Genomic DNA, 25,756 nt, shown 5'->3' with positions numbered 1-25,756 from the left:
TTATTCACGAAAGGGGCCTATTGGCCCCATTTTTAATTTAACAGCCAAGTAAGCGCTATGTCAGAATATAAATACCCAGCCGACGATGTTTTTCATCAAGAAGAAATTAAAAAAAGTACCTTTATTGTGCATATAGGCCACACGCCCGATTTAAACTCAGCGAAAGCCTTTATTAAAAATATTGAAGAAAAATACAGTGATGCACGCCATAATTGTTGGGCACATGTTGCGGGTAATCCTGGCGGAAGCCATGTTTATGGTTTTTCTGACGATGGAGAGCCAAATGGCACCGCAGGTAAACCTATGCTCAACGTGCTAGTGGGTTCTGGCTTAGGTGAAGTAACCGCTGTGGTAACACGGTATTTTGGTGGGATAAAGCTTGGTACCGGTGGATTAGTTCGTGCTTATGGTGGCTCACTTAATAATGCCTTAGCAAAATTACAAACCGTGGTAAAAATACCAAGCATTGAGCTGGTTGGCTTTAGTGAATACAGTATGCAAGGCGCAATAGAACAGCACTTAAAAAGCAACTTTCAGGTACTTAATATTGAAAAGCAGTTTACGGCAAATATTGAGTGGAGTATCACTATTGATAGCCGCCAAGCACAACAAGCATGCAAAGATATTTTTGATTTAAGCCACGGCGCAGTTGAGTTAACAATCAAAGAGTAATAATCTTACATCCATCCTATTTAATCACTAAAGATTAAATTTTCGAGTCATATAGTAGTTATTTTAATTTACTAATAAAAAAGCGATACGCTCAATGCAATTTCGTACCATCATAAAAATTCTTGGCCAACTGGTCGCGCTATTTAGTATTACAATGGTGCCACCAGCACTCGTGTCTTTAATTTATAAAGATGGTGGCGGTGTGCCGTTTGTTTTAGCCTTTATATTTAGCGTTATTATTGGCTTAATGGCTTACTATCCAAATAGGCATGAGCATGGTGATTTAAAAGCACGCGAAGGCTTCTTAATTGTGGTTTTGTTTTGGCTGGTACTAGGGGCGTTTGCGTCATTGCCGCTAATATTTTTACAAGAACCCAACCTCTCTTTGGCCGATGCAGTGTTTGAAGCTTTCTCAGGCTTAACTACCACAGGGGCGACCGTATTAACTGGCATAGAATACTTGCCTAAATCGGTATTATTTTACCGCCAGCAATTACAGTGGTTTGGTGGGATGGGGATCATTGTATTAGCAGTAGCCATACTGCCAATGCTTGGTGTCGGTGGTATGCAGCTTTACCGAGCTGAAATTCCAGGCCCAGTAAAAGACTCCAAAATGACCCCGCGTATTGCCGATACAGCTAAGCACCTTTGGTATATTTACGTATCTATTACTCTGGCGTGCACTTTGGCGTATTGGAGCGCAGGGATGAACTGGTTTGACGCTATATGCCATGCCTTTTCTACGGTGGCTATTGGTGGTTTTTCTACTTATGACGCGTCAATGGGGCACTTTGATAGCCCTGTAATCAACTTTATTTGTGTGTTCTTTTTAATTATAGCCGCTATTAACTTTTCACTACATTACGCTGCTGTAGCAAGCCGTAATATTAGCGTGTACATTCGCGACCCTGAATTTAAAGTATTCTTGTGTATTCAGTTAGCGCTGGTGGTAATTTGCTTTACTGTGCTTTCGTCTCATGATGTTTATGCAAATGGTGATGAAACCCTCGATCAGGCGTTGTTTCAAGCGGTGTCTATTAGTAGTACTGCTGGGTTTGCCACAGATAATTTTTCAGCTTGGCCGTTGTTTTTACCTATTTTACTTATTTTTTCGAGCTTTATTGGCGGCTGTGCGGGTTCTACCGGTGGCGGTATGAAAGTTGTTCGCGTGTTTTTGTTGTACTTGCAAGGAATACGAGAGCTTAACCGCCTAGTACATCCTCGAGCTATATATTCAATAAAGCTCGGTCGTAAGGCCTTACCTGACAAAGTAGTTGAAGCGGTATGGGGCTTTTTCTCAGCTTATGCACTAGTCTTTATTATTATAATGTTAGCGTTAATGGGCACAGGGTTAGACAACATTACCGCATTCTCTGCGACAGCAGCCTGCCTTAATAACTTGGGCCCAGGTTTGGGTGACGTAGCCTCTCATTATGGTGCGATTAGTGATGCCGCTAAATGGATACTAACAGTCGCTATGGTATTCGGTCGGTTAGAGATATTTACACTGTTAGTATTATTTACCCCAACATTTTGGCGTGGATAATGTTTTAAATATTAGGAAGGAACTATGCAAAAAACCAATTTGGAAAAGTTAAACCAAATCGTCACCGGTGGCATAGTCGATGTAGAAATACTGACACCAACCAGTAGCCGACGTGTAAAAACGGAGTTTATTGGTTTATTAGAAAACAAATTTATCATTTTAAACTATCCCAGCGCTAAGCGACTCCCCATGGCAAGTGATTACCTGCGTGATGGTGTTATGGTAGTGGTAAGAGCGCTTATAGAGGGCAGTGGCGGGCACGTGATTGCGTTTCGTCAGCAACTTATGTCTGTTGCCTCTCACCCTGCTAAATTGTTGTTTATTCAATATCCTTCACAAGTGCAGTTGTTTGGGCTGCGCTCACAAGCACGCATACCCACGTTGTTTCCTGCTAAGTTAACATTAACCGATGAGCAGCCTCCCTTTGAAGGGGTTATAAAAGACATTTCGCTCACCGGGGTTATGTTTGATATTAAAACAACCCAAGAACTCGATGAGTTAAAAGACATGCGCTGTACGGTTGTATTTGATGGTGATACTAAGCATGAGGGGCAAATATGCAGTGTAAAAAAACATGCTAGCGGTATCTGTTGTGGAATTCGATTATTTGCCAGTGAAGAGCAAATGAAAGCGCTAATGGGGGATCATTTTATTGACCCTAGTGCGCTTGAAGTTGAAATAGTTTAGGGCATATCAAGTTGAACAAGCTTCTATTATAAGTTCAGTATACTCACGTGATTTCGTCATTTTGCAACAAATAGCCTTGTGCGGCTGTAAATTTTCTACGTCACCTTAAATTTATTTTTTAAACTGTTTAAAAACAGCAGCTTAAATTTGTTTTTTAATTTTAATTTTTTATTTATAAAAAAATAAATCTCAACTCACCTTCCTTTTTGTTTAATTAACTTGCTTTGTTAGTGGTTTTTCACTGATCGTGTGGTGTTTTTATAAAAACCAACCCATTGTTTTTTAAGGTTTTAATTTTATCGTTTTATTCCGTGTTGCTAAAAAGCAACAAAATAATGAGTAAAATAACGCCACCCAAAGCTATTTTAAGTTTAACTTATTGAAAATAAATTGCTTTTTATTGTTGGCATCGAAGTTGTAATAGTCAGGTTGTATTGAACGAAACGTGATTTAAAGTAAAACACTTAATCGCATAAAACATAAACTTTGAAGGAAGATTGATTATGAAAAGCATTAATAAAACTTTAGCACTTATCGCATTGGCTTCTTCATCAGCTGCTTTTGCAGCAAGCGACTTTGATACGCTAGACGTTGACGGCAACGGCGCGATCAGTCAAAGCGAAGCATCAGTTGATGCAAAACTAATGAGCGTGTTTTCAGAGCTTGATACAGACCAAAACGGTGAGCTATCAAAAGAAGAGTTCTCTAAAGCATAATCCTAAGCTATTAAACTTTGGGAGCTAAATCTCCCACATTATTTAAACGATTTTAAGGAATACTCATTATGAAAACATTACACAAAACATTCGCACTTATCGCATTGGCTTCTTCATCAGCAGCTTTTGCTGCCAGCGATTTTGATACACTTGATACCGACGGTAACGGTGCTATTAGCCAAAGTGAGGCATCAGTTGATGCAAAGCTAATGAGCATGTTCTCAGAGCTTGATACAGACCAAAACGGTGAGCTATCAAAAGCAGAATTTTCTAAAGCATAAGCTAAGACTAGGCATATTCTGAGTTGCCAAAGACAACCTAAGTAGGCAAGGGAGCCTATGAAAAAGAATGACAAGGACGGTTATAGCCTGATATTTCCAATAGCACAAAGCATTACATTTTGAAGGATTAAATTATGAAAACATTACACAAAACATTCGCACTTATCGCGCTAGCTTCTTCATCAGCAGCCTTTGCCGCTAGCGACTTTGACACAATTGATGCCGACGGTAATGGGGTTATTAGTCAAAGCGAAGCTGCTGTAAATGCTGATTTAACGGCCGCATTTACTGAGCTTGATACTGACGGTAATGGTGAGCTTTCTAAAGCTGAGTTTGCAAACTTTTAATTTTTAACTTTTTTCATTGCACAGGGATCTCAGAAAAGGATTTCCCTCTTTAAGGAGACTTATTATGAAAGCATTAAACACAACACTTGCGATTTTAGTATTAGCGTCATCATCAGCGGCATACGCAGCAGTAGACTTTGCCTCTTTTGATAGCAATGGCGACGGTGTAATTAGCCAGCAGGAAGCTGCGTCTAATAAACAACTAATGAATATTTTTGATGACTTAGATACTGACGGAAATGGTGAACTTTCTAAAGAAGAGTTTGCAAGAGTACAATAAGTATTACCCCATCATACTCCACTAAAGCCGCTTAATAGTCAGCGGCTTTTTTGTGCTTGTTAGAGACTATATTTAAGTTGGAGAGAGAAGCTTCTTGGCTTGCCATAACGATATTGGTTATAGAACCCAATTTGACTGTAATAATGCTTATCAAATAAGTTATCGATATTTAGGCTAACAGATAATTGCTCATTCATTTGATAATTCGCCATTAGGCTTGCAATACCATAACTAGGCTGGTTTACCTCAACAGCGCCATAAACAGGGTTTTTAACTTCATCATAGCTATTGCTTTGCCAGCGATAGCCACCACCCACTTTTAGATTGTCTAATGCACCTGAGAGTTGATAGCTAGTAAAAAGTTTAAATTGATCTTTTGGGTTGGTGGTATTTAATACCGTATTATCCGGTTTTTCGCCTTTACTATGGGTATAGCCAAAATAAGCGTTCCAGTTGTCGGTTAATTTTCCGTTGATTTCTAGCTCGTAGCCCTGAGTTAATGTGCCGTCAATGGGCTTGTAGATGGCCTGAAGTGTTTCTGCAATGGTATCTCCCGTGTACTCGCCTACATTATCTTGATAAATTTTAAATCCAGAAAGGGATATGTCTAAACGTTCATCAAGTACAGAAGCTTTTATGCCAAGCTCATAATTCTTACCTTCAATAGGGCTTAAATAATGTCCATTTTTATCAACTCGACTTTGTGGTGTAAAAATATCAGTGTAATTAGCATACAAAGCCCAACTCTGTGTTAGTTCATAAGTTGCTCCAAAATAATTAGTTAGTTCATCACTTATTTTATAATCATGCATGCGACCAAAATTATCTTGATTGGTTTGCCATTGATTTAACCGGCTTCCAACAATTAAAGACAAGGCATCGGTTATATTTAGTTGTGCAGCAACATAAAGCGCATCTTGTTTAGTTGTGCCATAAGAGCCGTAAGCCGCTTCTGACTGCCAATTTGGTTTTGCAATGCTATAACTAGAGTCAGTGAAATCGCCGATAATATAGTCACTTTGTTGGCTAGCATAATAAGGGGTCGAAAACTGTTGTTCTTGGGTATTATAACCAAATAGCAGTTGGTGACTTTGGCCCAGCCAATTAAACCGACCATTGAGTTCGACCTCATAGGTATCCTGTGTTCTGTTTGCATCAATATAGTTTATAGAACCGGGTTTCATTCCAGTGTTGTTTATAGGATCGGGCTCTCCTTTTACCCAAAACACATCATAGTCTAGGTCGTTATCACCATAGACATAATTAGCGGTTAGCTGCCAGTTAGCGTTAAAGTAATGCTCAAGGCGAATAAACGCATTAAGTGCATCGGTTTGAGAAGAGGCCCAATCTTGAGCCGTTGAAGCACCTCTGTCATAAGCAGTGCGGGAGCCATCACTATAAAAAATAGGCAAACCACCTGACATTGTTCCTTTAGGGGTTGTCGATTGATTATCAACAGCAAGAGTCAATAAAGTACTGTTAGAAAGATCTGCCTCAATAATGCCATATAATGTTTGGCTGGTTTGCGAAAAGCGATCTTGATATGAGTGCCTATCTTGATAAGCAACAACAGCCCGTCCTCTTATACTTTCACTATTATTTATGCTTCCCGACACATCCACCATCGCACGGTAGTCGTCCCATGAGCCTAATGAAGCTGTAAGATTTATTTGAGTGTTTGCAGTTGGACGTTTACGTATCAAATTAATTGCTGCCGAAGGGTTTCCTGCGCCCAGCATTAGCCCCGTTGCTCCTCTAACTATTTCGATACGATCATAAATTGCAGTATCGGTTAGGTTATCTCCATAATTAAAGCGGGTGTCATAGGTGGTTGCTATGCCATCATAAAGTATGCTGGTGACACTAATACCTCGGGCTGAAATAGAAAACTTGCCATTATCTGCTTCTCGAGCATTTATGCCTGTCACACTGGTTATAGCTTCAATTGCGGTGTTTAGTTGCTGGTCTGCCATAAATTCGCTTGTTACCGCTATCGTTGATTGCGGTGTTTGCAAATGTGATAGCTCAAGACCTGTTGCAGAGCTCATAGAATTAACTTTATAGCCGTTCGCTTGCTCTCCAATAACGGTTAACCTTTCGATATCTTCGCTAGTGTGGGCGAGCGTTTGAGTTGAAACTGCTGAAAGTAAAAGGCCAACCAGAGTGTAATGAGTTACGGGAGAATTTTTCTTTGAGAGTAGGTGTATCATTTGAAATCCATTTTTATTTAAAAACGTGAAATTAACTTTTCACATCAGTAGATGTCGCTGCTTGATAATCGAGCAAGAAGAGACTAATGGATTTTTCTTTATTAGTAAACGCTTTTGATAATGATTTTCATTTAGATTGGAGTGTTCTCCTTTTTACTTACAAGCATGTTGTGAATAAAAAGGAGGGATTACTTATAAAAAGATTGCGCTAACTTGGAATAACTTTTCAACCACGTTAATGTGCTTCTTATCAATTAAGAACATAATTACATGATCGCCTGATAGAATTATCGTGTCGTCGTGGGCAATCAGTACATCGTCATTACGCACAATTGCACCTATTGTGGTACCTGCTGGCAATTTAATATCTGCAATCGCGCGACCCACTACTTTAGATGTGTTTTCATCACCATGTGCAACTGCCTCTATGGCTTCTGCAGCCCCTTTACGCAGTGAATACACATTTACAATGTCGCCTCGGCGCACATGCGTAAGTAACGCAGAAATAGTCGCTTGTTGTGGTGAAATGGCAATATCAATTTCACCGCCCTGTACTAAATCAACGTAAGCACCTCGTTGAATAAGCACCATGGTTTTTTGTGCCCCCATGCGTTTTGCGAGCATGGCCGACATAATATTCACTTCATCATCGTTAGTAACGGCAATAAATACATCAACTTGTTCAATGTGTTCTTCAGAGAGCAACTCTTGATCGGACGCATCACCACAAAATACCACTGTGTTGTCGAGCATTTCAGAGAGTTGCTCTGCGCGCTCTTTACTGCGTTCTAATAATTTAACGCTGTGGTTTCTTTCTAGTGAGCGTGCAAGGCCAGCACCAATGTTACCGCCACCGGCTATCATAATTTTTTTGTACGAGCGTTCCAGTTTTTGTAGCTCGTTCATTACCGCGCGAATATGTTTGGTGGCGGCAATAAAAAATACTTCATCGTCGGCTTCTATTACGGTGGTACCCTGCGGTTTTATTGCCTTGCCTTGACGGTAAATAGCGGCTACTCGGGTTTCTACATTAGGAATATGTTGCTTAAGTGTAGATAGGGCATAGCCTACCAATAAACCGCCATAGTAGGCTTTTACAGCCACTAAAGAGAGCATGCCGTCGGCAAATTGTAGTACCTGTAATGCACCAGGGTAATCTATCAAACGGCGAATATATTTAGTTACGAGTGCTTCTGGGGCTATGTAATGATCGACAGGTAAATCATCATTATGAAAGAGTTTTTCGCGGTATTTTAAATACTGCTCAGAGCGAATGCGGGCTATTTTGGTTGGCGTATTAAAAATACTGTAAGCAACTTGGCATGCTACCATGTTTACTTCATCTGAGCTGGTTACGGCGATAATCATATCGGCATCTTCAGCCCCTGCGCGACTCAACACGTCAGGGTGAGCACCGTGACCTGCAACACCTTGTAAATCGTATTTATCTTGCAGTTCGCGTAAGCGGTTACCGTCTATATCAACTACGGTTATTTCGTTTTGTTCACCCACTAAGTTTTCTGCGAGTGTGCCGCCAACTTGCCCAGCACCGAGTATGATTATTTTCATTATGTACCCGTATTATTAATACTAATTACATCAAAATAATAACTACCTCAAAGCGAGGTAGTTAATGTGTTGCGTGGTAATACTAGGCTTTTTTAACTAATTTAGCGTAGTAAAACCCGTCACTTTCACCTGGTAACAGCTGTAAGCCTGGTGTGGTTTTGGTGTCTTCGCTGTGCAGAGGAATATGCTCCACATCGTCGTTATTAGCTAAAAACTTAGCAACTTGTTGTTGGTTTTCTTGAGGAAGTACCGAACAAGTTGCATACACTAATGTGCCACCTGGTTTTAACAATGGCCAAATACTATCGAGTATATCGCCTTGCAGGGTCGACAAGTCGTTAATGTCGGATGCGCGACGCAACCATTTAATATCTGGATGACGACGAATTACGCCCGTTGCAGAACAGGGTACATCTAACAAAATACGATCAAACTGTTCTTCATCCCACCAAGTGTGAGGCTGCGAAGCATCACCACATTGTAAGTCGGCGCCTAACTCTATGCGTTCTAAGTTTTGTTTAACACGCTCGAGGCGAGTGGCATCGCTATCAAGCGCAAGTACATCTGCATCGGCAAGCTCTAAAATATGGCAGGTTTTACCACCAGGCGCTGCACAAGCATCAAGTATTGCATCACCATTTTGTGGGTCTAGGTAGCGAGCTGCAAGCTGCGCTGCCGCATCTTGTACTGAACAAGCACCGGTATCAAACTCAGGAAGTGAAAACACATCGCGTGGTTTGCTTAGTTTAATGCCATCAATAAAATCAGGGTTTAGAGTATGTTCAATATCGTTCGCGGTGAGCATTTCGCTATATTCTTGGGTGCTAAACTGTGATTGATTTACTCGCAGCCACATTGGCGCTTGCTGTTGGTTTGCTTCTAGAATGTCTTCCCAGTTATCTGGATAAGCTTCTTTTACTTGCTTTATAAACCAGTTTGGATGGTTGTATAAACATACCGGAATTTGTTTAGCTTTTTCTTCAAGCTCAGCTTGTTGGCGCTGAAAGCTTCGTAAAATAGCGTTAATAAGCCCTTTTAAGCCAAGAGCGCGTAATTGTTGTAGCGCATTAACCGTTTCGCTAATTGCTGCATGCGGTGGCACACGCATGTGTTGTAGTTGGTAAATGCCCACATACAACAAAAACTGGAAAATACGGCGTTTGCCTTTAAGCGGTTGCTCGACTAGGTGTTGGCAATAATTTTCTAGGCTAGGTAAGTAACGTAATACTCCGTAGCAAATTTGCTGCAGTAAGGCTTTATCTTTAGGTGATAGGCCTTGGCTAGCAAAAGGAAGTTCTTGATTAAGCGATGCGCCTTTATCAACCACGTTATATAAAGTTTCAGCGGCTAGCGCTCTGACATTAATTACATTACTCATTATTTTCGCCTAATACGGTGCCGGGTGAGACCCAATCGCTACGACCGTTTAAAAAATCATTAATTGCCATTGGCTTTTTGCCTTGTGGTTGTAATTCGCCAATAGATAAAGCGTGTTTACCACAAGCCACAACGATACCGTTTTTATCACTTGCTAATACAGTGCCAGCTATGCCTGATTGTTCCACCACATTTGCTTGATATATTTTTACCGTGTTACCACTCATTTGAGTAAAACATACTGGCCATGGGTTAAAGGCACGAATGTTGCGCTCAATTTGCTCGGCATCCATAGACCAATCAATGTTGGCTTCTTCTTTTGAGAGTTTTTTAGCATAATTGGCATCGGTATCGTTTTGTGGCTCAGGCGTTATGTCCCCGTTAGCTAAACGATTTATGGTATCGATCAATGCATCAGGTCCCAGTTCAGCAAGTTTAGTGTATAAGCTGGCACTGGTTTCAGTATTATCAATAGGGCAGCGACTAATATGCAGCATATCGCCGGTATCTAGCCCTTCATCCATTTGCATTATCGTTACACCGGTTTGCTGATCGCCTGCCCAAATAGCACGTTGAATAGGTGCGGCACCACGCCAGCGCGGTAAAATAGAGCCATGCACATTTAAACACCCTAAACGCGGGGCATCTAAAATGTCTTTAGGTAAAATTAAACCGTAGGCAACTACAATCATGATATCGGCATTGAGGCTGTTTAATTCCTCAAGTGCCTCATCTGTTTTGAGAGATTGCGGCTGAAAAACAGGGAGGTCATGTTCTAGTGCAAGCGCTTTTACTTCACTGGCTTTTAGTTTTTTTCCGCGACCCGCTGGACGATCTGGTTGACTGTAAACGCCCACAATTTGGTGTTCACTATTGATGAGTGCTTGCAGATGGCGTGCAGCAAAGTCCGGCGTACCGGCAAATATAATGCGTAATGGTTGTGTCACTGAGTTTCCTAATTATTTACTAAGGTGCTTATTATTGCGCTGCAAACTTCGCTTCTTTTTCAAGCTTTTTACGGATGCGTTGGCGCTTTAATGGAGATAAATAATCAATAAACAATTTACCTTGAAGGTGATCAAGTTCATGCTGAATACAAATAGCTAATAATTCGTCAGCATCAAGAACAAACTCTTTACCTTCTTCGTTGAGTGCAGCCACGGTAACAGTCTCTGCACGGTCAACTTTTGCATACGAATGAGGAACTGACAAACAGCCTTCTTCACTCACGGTAGAGCCATCTTTTTTGATAATTTGTGGATTGATAAGTACCAGTGGTTCATCGCGTTCTTCTGATACATCGATCACCACAATACGTTGGTGAATATCAACTTGCGTAGCAGCAAGTCCAATACCATTTTCGTCGTACATAGTTTCTAGCATATCTTTGACGATTTCACGAACTTGGTCGTCAACAACAGTTACTTCTTTTGCGATTGTACGTAAACGTTCATCTGGAAATCTTAAAACTTCTAACCTAGCCATAGTTACCTTTTACACTTATGCTTAAATTTAGGGTATCGTATGTTCTTATTTTAGCCATTCACGTTCCCCTTTAACAGGTTTTGATTAATAATAATGAAAAAACACTATGAGGAAGCTCAATGAAATCTCCATTCATTGCAATAATACTTGCATTAAGTGCTACTTTTCCTGTGCTAGCAGATGTACTAACTATAAAAAAAGACGCGCCTAAACAGTACGTTGTAAAAAAAGGTGACACGCTTTGGGATATCTCAGCGATATATTTAAACGAGCCGTGGCTTTGGCCTGAGTTATGGCAAATGAATCCGCAAATAGGCAATCCTCATCTTATTTACCCGGGCGATGCGTTAGCATTAATTTACGATACAGACGGTAATCCGCGTTTAGTGATGAATAAAGCGTATAGAAAGCTATCACCTATAGGACGCATTACTCCCAAAGGGAAGGACGCGATCACCACGTTACCGCTTGAGTTGATTAAACCGTATTTGTCATTTGAACAAGCGATAAACAGCGATTTAGTAAAAGAAAAACCCTATATTTTAGGTGCAAACGAAAATACTAAAACTCAAACTATTGATCATATTCTATATGTTAAAGGTAATTTAAAGCGCCATCAGGCTTATGCTATTTACCATGAAGGAGCGCCTTACACCGACCCTAAAACAGGTGAAGAACTAGCGAGTAGAGCATCTTATGTAGGTATGGCCCGGGCCTTTAGAGCTGGTGATGCCGCCAATGGCGAACCTGCCTCCGTCAGGGTTGAATCAGTAAAACGTGAAATTAAACAAGGTGACTTTTTATTACCCGCCATGGAAGGCCAGATGCTGCCAGTGTACTTTAATATGCATCGTCCTACCCAGCCGCTGCAGGGCCATGTAATTGCCTCTCCTCGTGAAGTGAGAGAATTTAGCACGATGGATGTGGTGGTGCTAAACTTAGGCTCTGAGCAACAAGTTGAAGTGGGCCATGTACTTGATATTGAACGCCAATCACCTAAAGTAATTGATGGTGCTCGAGGTCCGCGCTATACCGAAGATTCAAGTCGTTTAGAAAAATTGGTATCGGCTACTAGCGAATTATTCGGCTCAGAGAGCGACGAAGATAGCATTACGTGGAAAATGCCAGCCGAAAAAGTTGGTGAAATGATTATTTTTAAAGTGTATGACAAAGTTAGTTATGCGCTGATCACTAAAAGTCAGCACCCAATTCGCATTGGAGATTTAGCAGTTATTCATTAAGTAGCGAGTCGGTGTTCTAGGAGGGAACATGGAACAATCGTGTGGCAAGCTAAATCATTGGCTTGCCTTTTACTTATGCAAAGGGCTAGGGATTAAAACGCTCTTAGCCCTGTCTCAACAATACAGCTTAGCATCGCTGTTTTCTTTATCACACGCTGAGCTAGTAAACATTGGTTTAACGGCTCACCAAGCTAGCAACTTACTTAACACTAACTGGCAGCAAGTTGCACATTATGAGCAGTTGATCAGCCAACAAAACATTGTTGTTATTAGTATTTTTGATACCACCTACCCAGAACAGCTAAAACAAATAGCCAGTGCGCCACTATTACTTTTTTGTAAAGGGGATATCAGCTTGCTGGCTTCGCCACAAATAGCCATTGTTGGCAGTCGAAACGCAACGACTACAGGGCTTGAAATTGCTGCTGAGTTTGCACACCAGTTAACCCTTGCTGGCATAACAGTAACCTCAGGTATGGCGCGAGGTATTGACGGTGCTGCCCATAAAGGGGCACTGTCAGGAAATGGCAAAACCATCGCTATATTAGGGACTGGCGTTGATATTTACTATCCCAAACGCCATAAGTTACTCACAGAGCAAGTACTAACAACAGGCTTATTGGTAAGTGAGTTTTTGCCTGGCACGGCTGCCAATGCGCACAACTTCCCACGACGCAATCGTATTATTTCAGGGCTCTCCTTAGGCGTTTTAATTGTTGAAGCCGAAATAAAAAGCGGCTCACTGATCACCGTACGTTATGCGCTTGAACAGAATAAAGAGGTTTTTGCGGTACCCGGTTCAATTAAAAACCCGCTGGCACAAGCCAGCCACTTTTTAATTAAGCAAGGTGCTAAGCTGGTTGAGAACGTCGCAGATATCCTTGATGAGATGAACTTTTCATACCCTTCTGGTCTAAACTATAAAGAGTTAACTGATGCTGTAACCTCAGATTGCGAGGTACTTAATAGTATTGGGTTTGAGGTGACCAGTGTGGATGATATTATGCGTCGAGTGCAGTGGCCAATTGATAAAGTACAAGCGCGATTGCTTGATTTAGAGTTAGACGATCAAATTGAGCGAGTATTAGACGGCTATATTAAATTAAGCGCTGGAGGATAATATGTTTGATATTCTTATGTATTTATTTGAAAACTATGTTCATAGTGAAAGCGATGTTTTTGTTGAGCAAAGTCAGCTTACTGATGAGTTACTCCGCGCTGGGTTTAACAAACCCGAGATAAACAAAGCCATTGACTGGTTAGATCAACTTGCCGCATTACAATATAGTAATGAATCGCCTTACTTATTAGCCACTGAGCAGCATGCAGTGCGAATCTTTACCGATAGCGAGTGCCGAGTTCTTGATACCCAATGCCGTGGCTTTTTAATGTTTGTTGAACAAACCGGCGTTATTAATAGCACCACTCGTGAAATGGTAATGGATCGTTTAGCGGCACTTGATAACTCTGCCATTACTTTAGAAGATTTAAAGTGGTTAATTTTGATGGTGTTATTTAATGCCCCTGATTCTCAGCAGGCGTATGAACAAATGGAAGATCTTATTTTTGATGAGCCTAGCGAAGTGTTGCACTAACCCGTAACAGATTCACGAATAATGATGTGAGTAATCACTATTTCATGTTTTATTATTTTCAGCGTTAACAAACCGACTGCCATAGCTTGTATCTTTAAGGGTTTTGGGTATATTAGGCGAAAATTCACCAACCACTAGGATTTACATGAGTAAAATCGATCATTCACTTTTCTCGGCCAATAAACACGCCCTAGAAAAAGAATATGAGATATGCCCGCAATGTGGTTCAGAACTTGTGATTCGTAATAGTAAGTCGGGGCCTTTTTTAGGCTGCGCTAGTTACCCTAAGTGCGATTTTATTCGCCCGCTTGCACATCATGATAGCAATGAAATAAAAGTACTTGAGGACAGTGAGTGTCCAGAGTGCAGCAAGCCGCTGGTGGTGAAAAATGGTCGCTACGGTATGTTTATTGGTTGTACGGGTTATCCTGAATGTCATTATATTGCCAGTGACGATGACGACACCCCAAGTGAAGAGCCTGTGGTTGGTTGCCCTAAATGTAAAAAGGGGCATTTAGTTTCACGCAGTAATAAGTTTGGTAAAGTGTTTTATTCATGCGACTGTTACCCAAGCTGTAAATATACGCTAAATCATAAGCCTTTAGCCCAAGCGTGCCCAGTTTGTGACTGGCCAGTTGTTACTGAGAAAAAAACCGCGAGTGGTGTTGTGTTACAATGCCCACAAAAAAGCTGTATGCATAAGTTTGCTGCCACTGAATAACATAAATATCTCTGGAGACAATTTTGTCTGACCTTTCTTCTTTATCTGCTGCAATAACAAGCTTAGAACAAGGCGATGTTATTTTGTACCCAACCGAAGCTGTTTATGGCTTAGGTTGCGATCCTGACAATCAACAGGCGGTTGAACGCTTACTTGGTATTAAACAACGCCCAGTTGAAAAAGGGCTTATTTTAATTGCTGACAATTACGGGCAATTATTAAAGTACGTGGATGATGCTAAGTTGCCCATGGACAAGCGCGCTGATATTTTTTCAAGTTGGCCTGGTGCTATTACCTGGGTTATGCCTGCAGCAAAAACCACGCCGAAGTGGTTAACCGGGCAATTTGATACTATTGCAGTGAGAGTAACTAACCATCCTACAGTTAAACGTTTATGCCAAGAGTTTGGTAAACCATTAGTATCAACAAGTGCAAATTTAACTGGTCAAGCAACGGTAACAAGTATTGTTGAGGCGCAGCAGCAGTTTGCAGATCAGGTTAGTTTTTATGTTGATGAACCATTAGGTGGTAATACACAACCAAGCACCATTAAAGATGCCACAACAGGCAATATATTCAGAGGTTAACTATGCAAAGCGAATTATTAAAACAAGTAAAAGCCTACTTTATGGCTTTGCAAGATACCATTTGCAAAGGCTTAGAAGCAGCAGATGGGAAAGCACAATTTGTTGAAGACAGCTGGCAGCGAGAAGAGGGCGGCGGTGGTCGTACTCGCGTTATCACCAATGGTAATGTGATTGAGCAAGGGGGAGTTAATTACTCTCATGTATGTGGTGCCTCTATGCCGGGCTCTGCCACTGCACATAGACCTGAGCTTGCAGGACGTAGTTTCCATGCATGTGGTGTATCGTTAGTGATTCACCCTAAAAACCCACATATACCAACAAGCCATGCCAATGTGCGCTTTTTTATTGCCGAGAAAGAAGGTGAAGAACCGATTTGGTGGTTTGGTGGGGGTTTTGATTTAACCCCGTTTTACCCTGTACTTGAAGATGTAGTGCATTGGCACCAAGTTGCGCACGATGTGTGTCAGCCGTTTGGCGATGATGTATATCCAAAATATAAAAAATGGTGTGACGAATACTTTTATTTAAAACATCGAGATGAAACCCGCGGCGTAGGCGGCTTATTTTTTGACGATTTGAATGAATTAGGTTTTGAGCAAAGCTTTGCATTTATGCAATCGGTGGGTAATGGCTTTTTAGATGCTTACGTTCCTATTATTGAACGTCGTAAAAACGATCAGTACACCGAGCAGCAGCGCGACTTCCAATTATACCGCCGTGGTCGTTATGTTGAGTTTAATTTAGTCTGGGACCGTGGCACATTGTTTGGTTTACAAAGCGGTGGCCGTACGGAATCTATTTTAATGTCTATGCCACCTTTAGCGCGTTGGGAGTATAACTATACCCCAGCTGAAGACAGCGCAGAGGCATTACTATATAAAGATTACTTAAAGCCTCGAGATTGGTTAGCACTGGACTAAGAATGATATGCCAGTCAATAAGCTACTTATTGACTGGCTTTTAAAATTATTGCTTAAGTTTAAAACTGCGTACCTGCTCATCTAGCGAGCGAGCTAAATTGAGTAACTCTTCACTGACTTTTTGATTATCATCGGCATCCACTAACGATTGCTCTGCATTATCGCTAATACCAACAACGCTTATATTTATTTCTTCGGCGGCTAAATTTTGCTGCTCTGTTGCATCGGCTATTTGTATATTGAGCTCATTTATTTCATTCATTTGCCCTGAAATATCTTTTAAAGCCTGTGCAACTTGTTGTACTTGTTGCGCTCTTTCGTCTGCCTCTGCACAGGACTCACCCATGGTTTTAACGGTTTGCGCGGCTTCTGACTGCAACTTATCTATAGTGCGGCGTATTTCATCGGTAGATGCATGAGTTCGGGTTGCTAAAGTTCGTACTTCATCAGCAACAACGGCAAATCCTCGGCCTGCTTCACCTGCACGGGCAGCTTCAATGGCAGCATTAAGTGCTAATAGGTTTGTTTGTTCAGCAATACTGCTGATCACCTCAAGTACTTTGCCCACTTCAAGCGTTTGTTCTTGTAGTTGCCTAACTTGATCTGCCGCTTGACGTACATCTTCAGCTAGTTGATTTATACTGAGTTCGGTTTGCTCTGCAACCTGCATACTTTGTTGTGCTAGTTCATTACTGTTCTCAGATTTTTCTTGAGCAAAATGAGTGGTGTTTCTTACTTCATTGGATGAGCTTTCTAGTTCATTAATTGCTGCGGCCACCGAGTCGGTACTTTTCTTTTGTTCTAAAATAGCGCGCTCAGTGGTATCGGCCGAGGTATAAATTTTCTCTGCTGAATGAATAAGCACTTTTGAAGAGTGTGATACCTGGGCAATGTTATCTTTAAACGTAGCAATCATTTGGTTAAAGCTAGTGGCAAGCCAGCCGAGTTCATCTTCGGCATTATCTTCAATGCGTAAGGTTAAATCTTTATTGGTAGTGGCTAAATGCATTGCATGGCCGAGTTTTTTAAGTCGCACTATAAATATTTTTCTAAACACTATACCTAGCAGCACAAAGGCAATAATAAAAATAGTAGACAGTAGGCTGGTGGTTATTAAGGTGTTGTAAGTTACCTCACTATCAATATCGGCTAAGGAATAGCTAATTTTTACCACGCCTAGCACATCGCCTTCTTGCGCTTGATGACAACCTAAACAGTTAGTACCTTTATAATCAGTGCTAGCATACATCGGGCGTAGGTAGGTCATACTGCGGCTATCAGTGTTTTGCTCTATAAATAAGCTTTCTTTACCCTTTAGTGCTTCGCGTTCGTTGTTATTACTTGCTGTTTGGTTTTTATTTCCGGCTCCATATAGTTTATTAACTATATCGGAGCGAATAATATGAGCATCTTCAATATTAGGATGTTTGCGTAGCTTTTGGCTCAATAATTCTCGATTAGCCATAGTACCGGTTAGCATCATGGTGTTTATTGAATCAAAATAATTATCGGCAAGCAGCTTAATGTTTTCTGCTACCGTATCTTGGGCGAGCGAGCGCTGTTGGCTAGCACTACTAAAAATACTAGCTATTAATACAATAACGCCAGTTAGAGCTAATAAAGCATAAATTTTATGTTGGATTGATTTCACACGCGCCACGCTTTTCTAATTATTTGATAGGGTATTATCTATATTTTAGAAAAGCGGGTTTTGACTTAGCGCAAATAATCCCCAATTAAAGAACGAGGTAGGTTAATGCTGATTAATCATATGGCTGGCAAGCTGAGCCAGTGACTGACGTAAGCCTTCGCGTAACACAGGGTTATCTATTTCTATATCTAAGGTCTTATTCATGCAATACATCCACTGATCACGTAAGTCTTGATCAATAGGGAACGGCATATGGCGTTTACGCAGCATCGGGTGGCCGTGTTTTTCTACAAATAGGTCAGGCCCACCAAGCCAACCGGATAAAAACTCAAAAAATACTTGGCGAATTCTGTCTAATGGTTGAGGATGCATATCATATAACGGTTTAGCGTATTCATCACTGGCCATTATATCGTAGAATCTATTAGCAATTGCACGCGTGGGGGCTTCTCCACCAATGATTTCATACGGGGTTTTATCTGGCGTAGGTGCTTGCGTAGTTGTAGACGGCTTTGATCTTGAAAAGAGTCTTTTAATCATAAATTTATCATCGTTAATAGGCAGTACTAAAACTGCGAAGAGGTTGTTTAAAATGGACAAATATGCGGTTTTTGGAAATCCAATCAAACATTCAAAATCTCCCATTATTCATCAGCAGTTTGCAAAATCATTGGGAGAGCAAATCGACTATCGCGCAATCTTAGCACCTATCGATGGATTTGAAAAAACAGTCGCTGCTTTTTTTGAGCAAGGGGGAAAAGGCGCCAATGTCACTGTTCCTTTTAAAGAGCAGGCTTTTGCTTTAGCCGATGAACTCACCCCAGTTGCTAAACTGGCAGGCGCAGTGAACACCCTTAAAAAGCGCGATGATGGCAGTTTACTCGGTGATAACACTGATGGCACTGGTTTTGTTAACGACTTACTGGCTAATAAAATAACGATAACAGGTAAACGCCTGTTGATCATTGGTGCGGGTGGCGCTGCTCGAGGAGTTATCTTACCTTTACTAGAGCAAAATCCCGCAGAGATAGTTATTGTTAATCGCACTGCACACAAAGCCCAAACATTGGCAAAGCTCTTTACTGGGCATGGCAATGTTTCGGGGTATGGTTTTGACGACCTTCCTTTTGCTGATTATCATTTAGTTATTAACTCAACCTCGAGCAGCATGAATAACGAATTACCTGCGTTAAGCGAAAAGCACTTAAGCACATGTGAAATGGCTTATGATATGTTTTACGCCACGCAAAATACGCTATTCATGAATTGGGTCAGCGAACACAATAAAGCAGCTAAGCTATTAGATGGCAGTGGTATGCTAGTAGGGCAAGCCGCACAAGCTTATTATGTATGGCGAAATAAAATGCCTGAGATTGTTCCTGTTATTACTGCACTAAAGCAGGGAGTGCTTAAATGAATCAAGCAATACAGTTTATAGATCGACTCGAATTTAGAGAACCCACTCATCAATTAGTTTTTTTTGCACAAGTAAGTGGCATGCTAGTTGAGTGTGTGATTGCTGTCAGTAGTTTAAATTTAGCCGATGAGAGTGATGCAACGCGTTATTTTGAGCAATACCGTTTTGATTATGAAGAACGTGCCGAGCAGCTCATTGAAGATGAATGCTATAACTCGGCAGGTCAAATAGAAGTGAGTTTAGTTAGTTAAATTAACTAGCGTCTTCAGCTAAGTATTCATCTTTTAGCTGCACGTAATTATCAGCAGACACTTTTAAAAAGCTCAGCTCTTGCTCTGTTAATGGCCGAGCTTGTTTTGCTGGGCTACCTACATATAAAAAACCAGACTCTAAACGCTTATTGGGAGGTACTAAAGCACCGCCACCAATAATAACCTCATCTTCTACAATCACATTATCCATAATAATGGCGCCCATACCCACAAGTATGCGGTTACCTAATACGCAGCCATGTAGCATAACCTTATGACCAACGGTTACATCATCACCAATAATGAGTGGGTAGCCGTCTGGATTACTCTTTGTTGCTCTTGATAAGTGTAAAACACTGCCATCTTGTATATTAGTACGCTGACCAATACGAATATGGTTAACATCACCGCGGGCAGCAACTAACGACCATACACTGCTATCATCACCTATAGTGATATCACCGACTAATACAGACGACTCGTCTACATAAACAGATTCATTAAACGCAGGAGTGATTCCTTTATAAGAACGTATTGCCATATATGCACCTTTAAATTAAAAATATTAAGAGTATTAGTGTAACAGTAGCGCTTATTTTAGTGCCAGCAAAGCCTATATTGATTATAAAACTATCAGTTTCACCTGCTTTCGCTCAGATACTAACCGAACAGTGTGTTTTTTTAGTTTTTCTTTAAAAAAGTACTTGCGTAAAAATCTGTTCTCCCTATAATGCGACCCCACTGAGACGGGGAACGCCAACGCGTAGCGAGGCACAAACTACTCAGAGAGTTAAATAAAACTTAAGTTTAAATCATCGTAAGAAAGTTTAAAATTAAGTGTTGACTCGAAAAATAAAGGGTGTATCATACGCATCCCTAGCGACAACGTCGCAACGTTCTTTAACAATATAAAGCAATCATCTGTGTGGGCACTCGTACAGATTGAGTTCTAACAGCCAAGCTACTTAGGTAGTGAGGCAAACAAATTTAGAGTCTCAATTTAAACTGAGTGACCAACAGCAATAACTACTTCGGTAGGAATTGCAGCACAGTCAATTCAATATCGAAAGATATTAAATAAATTCAGAATTCATTGAGCTGTCGAAAGACAAAAAACTTTTTAATTGAAGAGTTTGATCATGGCTCAGATTGAACGCTGGCGGCAGGCCTAACACATGCAAGTCGAGCGGTAACAGAGAGTAGCTTGCTACTTTGCTGACGAGCGGCGGACGGGTGAGTAATGCTTGGGAACATGCCTTGAGGTGGGGGACAACAGTTGGAAACGACTGCTAATACCGCATAATGTCTACGGACCAAAGGGGGCTTCGGCTCTCGCCTTTAGATTGGCCCAAGTGGGATTAGCTAGTTGGTGAGGTAATGGCTCACCAAGGCGACGATCCCTAGCTGGTTTGAGAGGATGATCAGCCACACTGGGACTGAGACACGGCCCAGACTCCTACGGGAGGCAGCAGTGGGGAATATTGCACAATGGGCGCAAGCCTGATGCAGCCATGCCGCGTGTGTGAAGAAGGCCTTCGGGTTGTAAAGCACTTTCAGTCAGGAGGAAAGGTTAGTAGTTAATACCTGCTAGCTGTGACGTTACTGACAGAAGAAGCACCGGCTAACTCCGTGCCAGCAGCCGCGGTAATACGGAGGGTGCGAGCGTTAATCGGAATTACTGGGCGTAAAGCGTACGCAGGCGGTTTGTTAAGCGAGATGTGAAAGCCCCGGGCTCAACCTGGGAACTGCATTTCGAACTGGCAAACTAGAGTGTGATAGAGGGTGGTAGAATTTCAGGTGTAGCGGTGAAATGCGTAGAGATCTGAAGGAATACCGATGGCGAAGGCAGCCACCTGGGTCAACACTGACGCTCATGTACGAAAGCGTGGGGAGCAAACAGGATTAGATACCCTGGTAGTCCACGCCGTAAACGATGTCTACTAGAAGCTCGGAGCCTCGGTTCTGTTTTTCAAAGCTAACGCATTAAGTAGACCGCCTGGGGAGTACGGCCGCAAGGTTAAAACTCAAATGAATTGACGGGGGCCCGCACAAGCGGTGGAGCATGTGGTTTAATTCGATGCAACGCGAAGAACCTTACCTACACTTGACATACAGAGAACTTACCAGAGATGGTTTGGTGCCTTCGGGAACTCTGATACAGGTGCTGCATGGCTGTCGTCAGCTCGTGTTGTGAGATGTTGGGTTAAGTCCCGCAACGAGCGCAACCCCTATCCTTAGTTGCTAGCAGGTAATGCTGAGAACTCTAAGGAGACTGCCGGTGATAAACCGGAGGAAGGTGGGGACGACGTCAAGTCATCATGGCCCTTACGTGTAGGGCTACACACGTGCTACAATGGCGCATACAGAGTGCTGCGAACTCGCGAGAGTAAGCGAATCACTTAAAGTGCGTCGTAGTCCGGATTGGAGTCTGCAACTCGACTCCATGAAGTCGGAATCGCTAGTAATCGCGTATCAGAATGACGCGGTGAATACGTTCCCGGGCCTTGTACACACCGCCCGTCACACCATGGGAGTGGGTTGCTCCAGAAGTAGATAGTCTAACCCTCGGGAGGACGTTTACCACGGAGTGATTCATGACTGGGGTGAAGTCGTAACAAGGTAGCCCTAGGGGAACCTGGGGCTGGATCACCTCCTTATACGATTTAGAACTTATTTGTTCGTAGTGTCCACACAGATGATTGTTAATTGTAAAGAGAACAACACTTATTGTTTGGGTCTGTAGCTCAGCTGGTTAGAGCGCACCCCTGATAAGGGTGAGGTCGGTAGTTCAAATCTACTCAGACCCACCACTTCTTCTTAATACTTCGTTATAAGCTTCGTTGTTTAGTGAACTAAACGGCCTTAACTTACGCCTTGTATTAAAAATAAGTCGGTACACAAACAGTAAGACCAGCATATGTGGGGCTATAGCTCAGCTGGGAGAGCGCCTGCCTTGCACGCAGGAGGTCAGCAGTTCGATCCTGCTTAGCTCCACCACTTTACTTCTTAAAAATAAATATTCTTTTATCGGGTAGCACAATCACCTGAGAATAGAGTGTGTTTAATTTTGAGAAGTTTTTGATTCTCTGCTCTTTAAAAATTTGGAAAAGCTGATAATAAAATTCGTATGAATAACATTGTTATTTGTACAGAGTTTTCAAAAGTAAAAAAGAATGATAGCAGTATCATTCAGTGCCAATTTAATCCTCGGATTAATTGGTATCTACTTTAGTATTCAATATTAACTTCTGGCGAAGTTAAACTGTCACGAAACAAAGACCCGTTTGGGTTGTATGGTTAAGTGACTAAGCGTACACGGTGGATGCCTTGGCAGTTGGAGGCGATGAAGGACGTATTAACTTGCGATAAGCCTAGTCAAGCTAGTAAAAAGCACTTGAGACTAGGATTTCCGAATGGGGAAACCCACCTGCTTGCAGGTATCGTTAACTGAATACATAGGTTAACGAGGCGAACGCGGAGAACTGAAACATCTAAGTACCCGTAGGAAAAGAAATCAACCGAGATTCCGATAGTAGCGGCGAGCGAAATCGGAACAGCCCTTAAGCTTATTATGTGTTAATGGAAGGCTCTGGAAAGTGCCACGATACAGGGTGATAGTCCCGTACATGAAAACGCATTTTAAGTGAAATCGAGTAGGTCGGAGCACGTGAAACTTTGACTGAATATAGGTGGACCATCATCTAAGGCTAAATACTCCCAACTGACCGATAGTGAACCAGTACCGTGAGGGAAAGGCGAAAAGAACCCCTGTGAGGGGAGTGAAATAGAACCTGAAACCGTGTACGTACAAGCAGTAGGAGCCCCTCGAGGGTGACTGCGTACCTTTTGTATAATGGGTCAGCGACTTATATTTTGTAGCGAGGTTAACCGATTAGGGTAGCCGTAGGGAAACCGAGTCTTAACTGGGCGAATAGTTGCAAGGTATAGACCCGAAACCCGGTGATCTAGCCATGGGCAGGTTGAAGGTTGAGTAACATCAACTGGAGGACCGAACCCACTAACGTTGAAAAGTTAGGGGATGACCTGTGGTTAGGAGTGAAAGGCTAATCAAACCGGGAGATAGCTGGTTCTCCCCGAAATCTATTTAGGTAGAGCCTCGGACGAATACTTACGGGGGTAGAGCACTGTTAAGGCTAGGGGGTCATCCCGACTTACCAACCCTTTGCAAACTCCGAATACCGTAAAGTAATATCCGGGAGACACACGGCGGGTGCTAACGTCCGTCGTGAAGAGGGAAACAACCCAGACCGCCAGCTAAGGTCCCAAAGTCATAGTTAAGTGGGAAACGATGTGGAAAGGCCCAGACAGCCAGGAGGTTGGCTTAGAAGCAGCCATCCTTTAAAGAAAGCGTAATAGCTCACTGGTCGAGTCGGTCTGCGCGGAAGATGTAACGGGGCTAAACTATGCACCGAAGCTGCGGATTCAGAATTTATTCTGAGTGGTAGGGGAGCGTTCTGTAAGCGGTTGAAGGTGTACCGGGAGGTATGCTGGACGTATCAGAAGTGCGAATGCTGACATGAGTAACGATAATGCGGGTGAAAAACCCGCACGCCGGAAGACCAAGGGTTCCTATCCCATGTTAATCAGGGTAGGGTAAGTCGACCCCTAAGGCGAGGCCGAAAGGCGTAGTCGATGGGAAACGGATTAATATTTCCGTACTTGGTATAATTGCGATGGGGGGACGGAGCAGGCTAAGCAAGCATGGCGATGGTAGTCCATGTGAAAGTGTGTAGGCTAGCGACTTAGGTAAATCCGGGTTGCTGTTAGGCTGAGACACGAGACGAGTCACCACGGTGATGAAGTTGCTGATGCCATACTTCCAGGAAAAGCCTCTAAGCTTCAGATTATACCGAATCGTACCCCAAACCGACACAGGTGGTCAGGTAGAGAATACTAAGGCGCTTGAGAGAACTCGGGTGAAGGAACTAGGCAAAATCGTACCGTAACTTCGGGAGAAGGTACGCTCCGATTGGTGATGAGACTTGCTCTCTAAGCTGATTGGAGCCGCAGTGACCAGGTGGCTGGGACTGTTTATTAAAAACACAGCACTGTGCAAAATCGCAAGATGACGTATACGGTGTGACACCTGCCCGGTGCCGGAAGGTTAATTGATGGGGTTATCTTCGGAGAAGCTCTTGATCGAAGCCCCGGTAAACGGCGGCCGTAACTATAACGGTCCTAAGGTAGCGAAATTCCTTGTCGGGTAAGTTCCGACCTGCACGAATGGTGTAACCATGGCCACGCTGTCTCCACCCGAGACTCAGTGAAATTGAAATCGCAGTGAAGATGCTGTGTACCCGCGGCTAGCCGGAAAGACCCCGTGAACCTTTACTACAGCTTGGCACTGAACATTGAACCTACATGTGTAGGATAGGTGGGAGACTTAGAAGCAGAGACGCTAGTTTTTGTGGAGTCGTCCTTGAAATACCACCCTTGTAGTTTTGATGTTCTAACGTTGGCCCCTGAATCGGGGTTACGGACAGTGCCTGGTGGGTAGTTTGACTGGGGCGGTCTCCTCCCAAAGAGTAACGGAGGAGCACGAAGGTTGGCTAAGTACGGTCGGACATCGTACGGTTAGTGTAATGGTAGAAGCCAGCTTAACTGCGAGACAGACACGTCGAGCAGGTACGAAAGTAGGTCATAGTGATCCGGTGGTTCTGAATGGAAGGGCCATCGCTCAACGGATAAAAGGTACTCCGGGGATAACAGGCTGATACCGCCCAAGAGTTCATATCGACGGCGGTGTTTGGCACCTCGATGTCGGCTCATCACATCCTGGGGCTGAAGTCGGTCCCAAGGGTATGGCTGTTCGCCATTTAAAGTGGTACGCGAGCTGGGTTTAGAACGTCGTGAGACAGTTCGGTCCCTATCTGCCGTGGGCGTTTGAGAATTGAGAGGGGTTGCTCCTAGTACGAGAGGACCGGAGTGAACGAACCGCTGGTGTTCGGGTTGTCATGCCAATGGCATTGCCCGGTAGCTACGTTCGGAACTGATAAGCGCTGAAAGCATCTAAGCGCGAAGCAGGCCTCGAGATGAGTTCTCACTAGACTTTTAAAGTCTCTGAAGGGCCGTTGAAGACTACAACGTTGATAGGCAAGATGTGGAAGTGGTGTGAGCCATTAAGCTAACTTGTACTAATTACCCGTGAGGCTTAACCATACAACGCCAAACGCGTTTTATGT

23 protein-coding genes, 2 tRNA genes and 2 rRNA genes are annotated in these 25,756 nt (G+C 42.6%); 19 read left to right on the top strand and 8 right to left on the bottom strand.

Translation table 11 applies throughout. The annotated features are described in order from the left end of the window. The first annotated feature begins 57 nt into the window (after positions 1 to 57). From AC0L7Q_RS15785 to AC0L7Q_RS15755, 7 genes are all read left to right on the top strand, one after another. Positions 58 to 672 carry a YigZ family protein gene (locus AC0L7Q_RS15785; protein WP_413401008.1) on the top strand — a complete coding sequence of 205 codons (615 nt, stop codon included), beginning with the start codon at positions 58 to 60 and terminating at the stop codon, positions 670 to 672. A gap of 94 nt (positions 673 to 766) precedes the next feature. Beyond that, entirely contained in the window at positions 767 to 2,218 is a 1,452-nt protein-coding gene (locus tag AC0L7Q_RS15780; RefSeq protein WP_010392733.1) for a TrkH family potassium uptake protein, read from the top strand. Positions 2,219 to 2,242: 24 nt separating this feature from the next. Beyond that, positions 2,243 to 2,905 carry a flagellar brake domain-containing protein gene (locus AC0L7Q_RS15775; RefSeq protein WP_054202927.1) on the top strand — a complete coding sequence of 221 codons (663 nt, stop codon included), beginning with the start codon at positions 2,243 to 2,245 and terminating at the stop codon, positions 2,903 to 2,905. Between the two features lie 503 nt (positions 2,906 to 3,408). Continuing rightward, a complete protein-coding gene (locus AC0L7Q_RS15770) occupies positions 3,409 to 3,621 on the top strand; it encodes an EF-hand domain-containing protein (protein ID WP_413401007.1) in 213 nt (70 codons plus the stop codon). 68 nt (positions 3,622 to 3,689) lie between these two features. Further along, positions 3,690 to 3,902, top strand: a complete 213-nt coding sequence (locus AC0L7Q_RS15765) for an EF-hand domain-containing protein (protein WP_008112939.1) — start codon at positions 3,690 to 3,692, stop codon at positions 3,900 to 3,902. A 134-nt stretch (positions 3,903 to 4,036) separates the two neighbouring features. Beyond that, positions 4,037 to 4,249: an EF-hand domain-containing protein gene (locus AC0L7Q_RS15760; RefSeq protein ID WP_036980747.1), complete on the top strand. Its 213-nt coding sequence runs from the start codon at positions 4,037 to 4,039 to the stop codon at positions 4,247 to 4,249. 64 nt (positions 4,250 to 4,313) lie between these two features. After that, positions 4,314 to 4,529, top strand: coding sequence for an EF-hand domain-containing protein (locus tag AC0L7Q_RS15755; RefSeq protein ID WP_010392739.1), 216 nt, complete (start codon positions 4,314 to 4,316; stop codon positions 4,527 to 4,529). A gap of 59 nt (positions 4,530 to 4,588) precedes the next feature. Here the strand turns inward: AC0L7Q_RS15755 and AC0L7Q_RS15750 are convergent, their stop codons facing one another. From AC0L7Q_RS15750 to def, 5 genes are all read right to left on the bottom strand, one after another. After that, entirely contained in the window at positions 4,589 to 6,739 is a 2,151-nt protein-coding gene (locus tag AC0L7Q_RS15750; protein WP_409424263.1) for a TonB-dependent siderophore receptor, read from the bottom strand. A 192-nt stretch (positions 6,740 to 6,931) separates the two neighbouring features. After that, positions 6,932 to 8,308 (bottom strand): Trk system potassium transporter TrkA, encoded by a 1,377-nt coding sequence (gene trkA, locus AC0L7Q_RS15745; protein WP_054202928.1) that lies wholly within the window; start codon positions 8,306 to 8,308, stop codon positions 6,932 to 6,934. Between the two features lie 82 nt (positions 8,309 to 8,390). After that, on the bottom strand, positions 8,391 to 9,686 hold the full coding sequence (gene rsmB, locus AC0L7Q_RS15740) for a 16S rRNA (cytosine(967)-C(5))-methyltransferase RsmB (protein WP_413401006.1): 1,296 nt from the start codon (positions 9,684 to 9,686) through the stop codon (positions 8,391 to 8,393). Continuing rightward, positions 9,679 to 10,632: a methionyl-tRNA formyltransferase gene (gene fmt / locus AC0L7Q_RS15735; RefSeq protein WP_413401005.1), complete on the bottom strand. Its 954-nt coding sequence runs from the start codon at positions 10,630 to 10,632 to the stop codon at positions 9,679 to 9,681. The genes rsmB and fmt overlap by 8 nt, the downstream gene beginning before the upstream one ends. A gap of 31 nt (positions 10,633 to 10,663) precedes the next feature. Next, positions 10,664 to 11,170 (bottom strand): peptide deformylase, encoded by a 507-nt coding sequence (gene def, locus AC0L7Q_RS15730; RefSeq protein ID WP_138609096.1) that lies wholly within the window; start codon positions 11,168 to 11,170, stop codon positions 10,664 to 10,666. 119 nt (positions 11,171 to 11,289) lie between these two features. On the opposite strand from def, the gene AC0L7Q_RS15725 reads away from it, so the two are divergent. The 6 genes from AC0L7Q_RS15725 (at position 11,290) to hemF (ending at position 16,234) form a co-directional block, all read left to right on the top strand. Beyond that, on the top strand, positions 11,290 to 12,411 hold the full coding sequence (locus AC0L7Q_RS15725) for a LysM peptidoglycan-binding domain-containing protein (RefSeq protein WP_413401004.1): 1,122 nt from the start codon (positions 11,290 to 11,292) through the stop codon (positions 12,409 to 12,411). Between the two features lie 28 nt (positions 12,412 to 12,439). Continuing rightward, positions 12,440 to 13,531 carry a DNA-processing protein DprA gene (gene dprA, locus AC0L7Q_RS15720; RefSeq protein WP_413401003.1) on the top strand — a complete coding sequence of 364 codons (1,092 nt, stop codon included), beginning with the start codon at positions 12,440 to 12,442 and terminating at the stop codon, positions 13,529 to 13,531. A 1-nt stretch (position 13,532) separates the two neighbouring features. After that, positions 13,533 to 14,006 (top strand): DUF494 family protein, encoded by a 474-nt coding sequence (locus tag AC0L7Q_RS15715; RefSeq protein ID WP_413401002.1) that lies wholly within the window; start codon positions 13,533 to 13,535, stop codon positions 14,004 to 14,006. A gap of 145 nt (positions 14,007 to 14,151) precedes the next feature. After that, positions 14,152 to 14,727: a DNA topoisomerase family protein gene (locus tag AC0L7Q_RS15710; protein WP_413401001.1), complete on the top strand. Its 576-nt coding sequence runs from the start codon at positions 14,152 to 14,154 to the stop codon at positions 14,725 to 14,727. A gap of 23 nt (positions 14,728 to 14,750) precedes the next feature. Continuing rightward, positions 14,751 to 15,314, top strand: a complete 564-nt coding sequence (gene tsaC / locus AC0L7Q_RS15705; protein ID WP_054202933.1) for an L-threonylcarbamoyladenylate synthase type 1 TsaC — start codon at positions 14,751 to 14,753, stop codon at positions 15,312 to 15,314. Between the two features lie 2 nt (positions 15,315 to 15,316). Continuing rightward, positions 15,317 to 16,234 carry an oxygen-dependent coproporphyrinogen oxidase gene (gene hemF, locus AC0L7Q_RS15700; RefSeq protein ID WP_413401000.1) on the top strand — a complete coding sequence of 306 codons (918 nt, stop codon included), beginning with the start codon at positions 15,317 to 15,319 and terminating at the stop codon, positions 16,232 to 16,234. Positions 16,235 to 16,280: 46 nt separating this feature from the next. On the opposite strand, the gene AC0L7Q_RS15695 is transcribed toward hemF, so the two are convergent. Beyond that, on the bottom strand, positions 16,281 to 17,885 hold the full coding sequence (locus AC0L7Q_RS15695; protein WP_409424252.1) for a methyl-accepting chemotaxis protein: 1,605 nt from the start codon (positions 17,883 to 17,885) through the stop codon (positions 16,281 to 16,283). A gap of 102 nt (positions 17,886 to 17,987) precedes the next feature. Next, positions 17,988 to 18,425 carry a group II truncated hemoglobin gene (locus tag AC0L7Q_RS15690; RefSeq protein WP_010392770.1) on the bottom strand — a complete coding sequence of 146 codons (438 nt, stop codon included), beginning with the start codon at positions 18,423 to 18,425 and terminating at the stop codon, positions 17,988 to 17,990. A 52-nt stretch (positions 18,426 to 18,477) separates the two neighbouring features. On the opposite strand from AC0L7Q_RS15690, the gene aroE reads away from it, so the two are divergent. Both aroE and AC0L7Q_RS15680 read left to right on the top strand, forming a co-directional pair. Next, positions 18,478 to 19,302 (top strand): shikimate dehydrogenase, encoded by an 825-nt coding sequence (aroE, locus tag AC0L7Q_RS15685; RefSeq protein ID WP_413400999.1) that lies wholly within the window; start codon positions 18,478 to 18,480, stop codon positions 19,300 to 19,302. Further along, positions 19,299 to 19,553: a DUF1488 family protein gene (locus AC0L7Q_RS15680; RefSeq protein ID WP_409424249.1), complete on the top strand. Its 255-nt coding sequence runs from the start codon at positions 19,299 to 19,301 to the stop codon at positions 19,551 to 19,553. Before aroE ends, AC0L7Q_RS15680 begins: the two co-directional genes overlap by 4 nt. A gap of 1 nt (position 19,554) precedes the next feature. On the opposite strand, the gene AC0L7Q_RS15675 is transcribed toward AC0L7Q_RS15680, so the two are convergent. Then, on the bottom strand, positions 19,555 to 20,094 hold the full coding sequence (locus AC0L7Q_RS15675) for a gamma carbonic anhydrase family protein (protein WP_413400998.1): 540 nt from the start codon (positions 20,092 to 20,094) through the stop codon (positions 19,555 to 19,557). A gap of 580 nt (positions 20,095 to 20,674) precedes the next feature. Here AC0L7Q_RS15675 and AC0L7Q_RS15670 point away from each other — a divergent pair. The 4 genes from AC0L7Q_RS15670 to AC0L7Q_RS15655 all read left to right on the top strand — a co-directional run bounded on the left by AC0L7Q_RS15670 (position 20,675) and on the right by AC0L7Q_RS15655 (position 25,733). Then, positions 20,675 to 22,210 (top strand): 16S ribosomal RNA (locus AC0L7Q_RS15670). A gap of 76 nt (positions 22,211 to 22,286) precedes the next feature. Beyond that, positions 22,287 to 22,363, top strand: a tRNA-Ile gene (locus AC0L7Q_RS15665). A 111-nt stretch (positions 22,364 to 22,474) separates the two neighbouring features. Beyond that, positions 22,475 to 22,550, top strand: a tRNA-Ala gene (locus tag AC0L7Q_RS15660). A gap of 298 nt (positions 22,551 to 22,848) precedes the next feature. Continuing rightward, positions 22,849 to 25,733 (top strand): 23S ribosomal RNA (locus AC0L7Q_RS15655). The 16S and 23S rRNA genes sit together here with 2 tRNA genes alongside, the layout of an rRNA operon. The last annotated feature ends 23 nt before the right edge of the window (positions 25,734 to 25,756 follow it).

It is taken from the genome of Pseudoalteromonas sp. KJ63-1 (genome assembly GCF_055808145.1).
Note: the sequence above shows the minus strand (reverse complement) of the source record. Positions and strands in the feature narration are given on the sequence as shown.

Bases quoted from the DNA above. Each gene is read 5' to 3' on its own strand.
- AC0L7Q_RS15690 (WP_010392770.1), bottom strand. From the start codon at position 18,425: ATGATTAAAAGACTCTTTTCAAGATCAAAGCCGTCTACAACTACGCAA.
- rsmB (WP_413401006.1), bottom strand. From the start codon at position 9,686: ATGAGTAATGTAATTAATGTCAGAGCGCTAGCCGCTGAAACTTTATAT.
- AC0L7Q_RS15785 (WP_413401008.1), top strand. From the start codon at position 58: ATGTCAGAATATAAATACCCAGCCGACGATGTTTTTCATCAAGAAGAA.
- AC0L7Q_RS15775 (WP_054202927.1), top strand. From the start codon at position 2,243: ATGCAAAAAACCAATTTGGAAAAGTTAAACCAAATCGTCACCGGTGGC.
- trkA (WP_054202928.1), bottom strand. From the start codon at position 8,308: ATGAAAATAATCATACTCGGTGCTGGGCAAGTTGGCGGCACACTCGCA.
- AC0L7Q_RS15780 (WP_010392733.1), top strand. From the start codon at position 767: ATGCAATTTCGTACCATCATAAAAATTCTTGGCCAACTGGTCGCGCTA.
- AC0L7Q_RS15770 (WP_413401007.1), top strand. From the start codon at position 3,409: ATGAAAAGCATTAATAAAACTTTAGCACTTATCGCATTGGCTTCTTCA.
- AC0L7Q_RS15680 (WP_409424249.1), top strand. From the start codon at position 19,299: ATGAATCAAGCAATACAGTTTATAGATCGACTCGAATTTAGAGAACCC.
- AC0L7Q_RS15715 (WP_413401002.1), top strand. From the start codon at position 13,533: ATGTTTGATATTCTTATGTATTTATTTGAAAACTATGTTCATAGTGAA.
- AC0L7Q_RS15760 (WP_036980747.1), top strand. From the start codon at position 4,037: ATGAAAACATTACACAAAACATTCGCACTTATCGCGCTAGCTTCTTCA.
- AC0L7Q_RS15675 (WP_413400998.1), bottom strand. From the start codon at position 20,094: ATGGCAATACGTTCTTATAAAGGAATCACTCCTGCGTTTAATGAATCT.
- AC0L7Q_RS15755 (WP_010392739.1), top strand. From the start codon at position 4,314: ATGAAAGCATTAAACACAACACTTGCGATTTTAGTATTAGCGTCATCA.
- hemF (WP_413401000.1), top strand. From the start codon at position 15,317: ATGCAAAGCGAATTATTAAAACAAGTAAAAGCCTACTTTATGGCTTTG.
- AC0L7Q_RS15765 (WP_008112939.1), top strand. From the start codon at position 3,690: ATGAAAACATTACACAAAACATTCGCACTTATCGCATTGGCTTCTTCA.
- def (WP_138609096.1), bottom strand. From the start codon at position 11,170: ATGGCTAGGTTAGAAGTTTTAAGATTTCCAGATGAACGTTTACGTACA.
- AC0L7Q_RS15725 (WP_413401004.1), top strand. From the start codon at position 11,290: ATGAAATCTCCATTCATTGCAATAATACTTGCATTAAGTGCTACTTTT.
- AC0L7Q_RS15710 (WP_413401001.1), top strand. From the start codon at position 14,152: ATGAGTAAAATCGATCATTCACTTTTCTCGGCCAATAAACACGCCCTA.
- aroE (WP_413400999.1), top strand. From the start codon at position 18,478: ATGGACAAATATGCGGTTTTTGGAAATCCAATCAAACATTCAAAATCT.
- dprA (WP_413401003.1), top strand. From the start codon at position 12,440: ATGGAACAATCGTGTGGCAAGCTAAATCATTGGCTTGCCTTTTACTTA.
- AC0L7Q_RS15750 (WP_409424263.1), bottom strand. From the start codon at position 6,739: ATGATACACCTACTCTCAAAGAAAAATTCTCCCGTAACTCATTACACT.